General features: G+C 71.5%; 4 protein-coding genes. 2 read left to right on the plus strand and 2 right to left on the minus strand.

Going from position 1 to position 2,988, the window contains the following annotated elements; all coding sequences use genetic code 11:
* Window positions 1-100 precede the first annotated feature (100 nt).
* Window positions 101-460: a VOC family protein gene (locus ABT085_RS45280; protein ID WP_351622790.1), complete on the minus strand. Its 360-nt coding sequence runs from the start codon at window positions 458-460 to the stop codon at window positions 101-103.
* A 120-nt stretch (window positions 461-580) separates the two neighbouring features.
* On the opposite strand from ABT085_RS45280, the gene ABT085_RS45285 reads away from it, so the two are divergent.
* The gene (locus tag ABT085_RS45285) at window positions 581-1,087 is read left to right on the plus strand and encodes a CGNR zinc finger domain-containing protein (protein WP_351622793.1); all 507 of its coding nucleotides are present in this window, start codon (window positions 581-583) and stop codon (window positions 1,085-1,087) included.
* 157 nt (window positions 1,088-1,244) lie between these two features.
* Here the strand turns inward: ABT085_RS45285 and ABT085_RS45290 are convergent, their stop codons facing one another.
* Entirely contained in the window at window positions 1,245-2,591 is a 1,347-nt protein-coding gene (locus ABT085_RS45290; RefSeq protein WP_351622796.1) for a UDP-glucose dehydrogenase family protein, read from the minus strand.
* Window positions 2,592-2,785: 194 nt separating this feature from the next.
* Between ABT085_RS45290 and ABT085_RS45295 the strand changes: the two genes are divergently transcribed.
* Window positions 2,786-2,988 (plus strand): acyl-CoA dehydrogenase family protein (locus ABT085_RS45295; RefSeq protein WP_351622799.1); only part of this gene is annotated, 203 nt, incomplete at its 3' end.

The following is a 2,988-nucleotide window of genomic DNA, read 5'->3' on the forward strand; positions in this document are numbered from 1 at the left end:
TCTCCCGTCGGGCCCGCGCCCCCCCCCGGGGGGGGGGGGGGGGGGGGCCGCCCCCCCCCCCCCCCCCGCTCCCGTGCTCCTGCCGGATCCCGTACCGGTACTAGGCCCGGCACAGGCAGAACGGGTGTCCCGCCGGGTCCGCGTAGACCCGGAAGCTGCGCGAGCGGTCCTCGGCCTCCAGCGGGCGGGCGCCGAGCCGCAGAACCTCCTGCTCGGCGGTGTCCAGGTCGTCGACGGTCAGGTCCAGATGGAACTGCTGCGAACCGTCGGACGAGGGCCACTTCGGCGGTACGTACCCGGGTGAGGCCTGGAACGCCAGCACCTGGGCGCCGTCGACCTTCACGTCGACCCAGTCCTCCTGCTCCTCCAGGGTGCCGCCGAGCAGCACGGCGTAGAAACCGGCCAGGGCACTGGGGTCGGGACAGTCCAGGACGACGGTGTCCAGCTTGGCGAGAGCCATGACTTCCTCCTCGATCGGCGTTACCTGTAGAGACGGGTAACCAGTAACCGTTACCTCATGCTGCCCCACAGGAGGTAACGTCACAAGAGAAATACCGGGAACCGGAGGTGGCGCGCCGCCATGAGTGAGAGATCGCCCGCACCGGGCGGGCTGGCGCTGATCGAGTCCCTGGTGAACACGCTGGACCTCGGGTCCGGCGCCGACGCGCTCGACACGCCCGACGGCAGGTCGCGCTTCGGACTCACCCTCGACGACCTGGCGGACGCCCGCGACCTGCGCGAGTCACTGCGCGCCGCGCTGCTCGCCCACGCGGGCCATCCACCGCACCGCGAGGTGGCCGACCTGGGGGCCCTGCTGGCGGCGGCACCGCTGTACGTGGCGGTCGACGCCAGGGACGGTTCCGCGCGGCTCACCCCCGGCGCCGAGGCGCCCCTGCGGTCCCGGATCGCGGCCGCGGTGGCGGACTCCCTGGTCGCGGGCACCTGGACCCGGCTGAAGGCCTGCGAGGACGTGACCTGCCACTGGGCGTACTACGACCGCAGCCCGGCCGGCCGGGCCCGCTGGTGCTCGATGTCGGTGTGCGGAGCCCGCGCGAAGATGCGCCGCTACCGGGCCAAGGGCCGGTGAGGGCCGGGCCCGCCCGGGGCGTCGCGCGCGGCCGCGGGCGGCGACGCACAGGAAGTTCTTACGTCACCTGCGGGCCGGGTGCGGCAGAATGCAGCAGTACGCCGGTTCGGCCGACTGAGCCTCGGCCGAACCGGCGTCGTCTCGTTCTGTGTGCCGGTCAGGCGGTCGGACGCCCCATCGCCCGGTAGCTCCAGCCGGCCTTGCGCCACAGCTCGGGGTCGAGGGCGTTGCGCCCGTCCAGGATCAGCCGGGTCTTGACGACCTCGCCGAGCCGCGCCGGGTCCAGCTCGCGGAACTCCCGCCACTCGGTCAGGTGCAGGACGACATCGGCGCCCCGCACGGCCTCCAGCGCCGACTCGGCGTAGCCGAGCGTGGGGAAGACCCGCCGGGCGTTCTCCATGCCCTTGGGGTCGTAGACGGTCACCTGGCCGCCCTGGAGGTGTATCTGACCGGCGACGTTCAGCGCGGGCGAGTCCCGGACGTCGTCGGAGTCGGGCTTGAAGGTGGCGCCGAGCACGGCGACCCGCTTGCCCAGGAAGGAACCGCCGCCCAGCGCCTGGCGGGCCAGCTCCACCATCTGCCCGCGCTGGCGCATGTTGATGGAGTCGATCTCGCGCAGGAAGGTCAGTGCCTGGTCGGCACCGAGCTCGCCGGCCCGCGCCATGAAGGCCCGGATGTCCTTGGGCAGGCAGCCGCCGCCGAAGCCGATCCCGGCCCGCAGGAACTTCTTGCCGATCCGGTCGTCGTGCCCGATCGCCTCGGCCAGCTTGACCACGTCACCGCCCGCGGCCTCGCACATCTCCGCCATGGCGTTGATGAAGGAGATCTTGGTGGCGAGGAAGGAGTTCGCGGAGGTCTTCACCAGCTCGGCGGTGGGGAAGTCGGTGACGACGAACGGCGAGCCCTCCCCGACGGGGGTGGCGTACACCTGCCGCAGCAGCTTCTCCGCCCGCTCGCTGCGCACGCCCACCACGATCCGGTCGGGGTGCAGGGTGTCCTGGACGGCGAAGCCCTCGCGCAGGAACTCCGGGTTCCAGGCCAGCTCGGCGTCCGCGCCGGCCGGTGCGAGTCCGGTGACCATGCGGGCCAGCCGGTCGGCGGAGCCGACGGGCACGGTGGACTTGCCGACCACGAGGGTGGGCCTGGTCAGGTGTGGTGCGAGGGAGGAGAGGGCAGACTCGACGTACGACATGTCGCAGGCGTACTCGCCGTGCTTCTGCGGCGTGTTCACACACACGAAGTGGACGTCGCCGAACGCCCCGACCTCGGCCCAGTCCTGGGTGAAGCGCAGCCGGCCGGTGGTGCCCTCGAACCCGGCGACATGCCGGCGCAGCAGTTCCTCGAGCCCCGGCTCGTACATCGGGGTCTCGCCCCGCTCCAGCATCTCGATCTTCTCGCGCACCACGTCGAGCGCGAGCACCTCGAAGCCGAGCTCGGCCATGGCCGCGGCGTGCGTGGCGCCGAGATAACCGGTGCCGATCACGGTGATCCTGAGGGCGGCCATGCAGTGCTCCTGGGGTGTACGGCGTCGGATACGCGCTGTGCGGTGCCGCCCGAGCATAGTCGGGGCGTGCCGCGCCTCTTCAACGGGCAGATTGCCTCCTGTCGCCAAGCTCACGTATCTGTCCGGTGGGCGGGCCCCTAAAATTTGAGTTACTTAACGGTAGTTAGCGCAGTTCCCTTGGAGCGTGAGAGACCTTGGCCGGATCGGCTGACTTCGACCTGTACCGCCCGTCCGAGGAGCACGACATGCTCCGTGACGCCGTCCGTTCGCTGGCCGAGGCGAAGATAGCCCCGTTCGCGGCCGTGGTGGACGAGGAGGCGCGGTTCCCGCAGGAGGCGCTGGACGCGCTGGTCGCGAACGATCTGCACGCCGTGCACGTGCCGGAGGAGTACGGCGG

Source organism: Streptomyces sp. NPDC002265 (assembly GCF_040296125.1).
Lineage (GTDB): Bacteria > Actinomycetota > Actinomycetes > Streptomycetales > Streptomycetaceae > Streptomyces.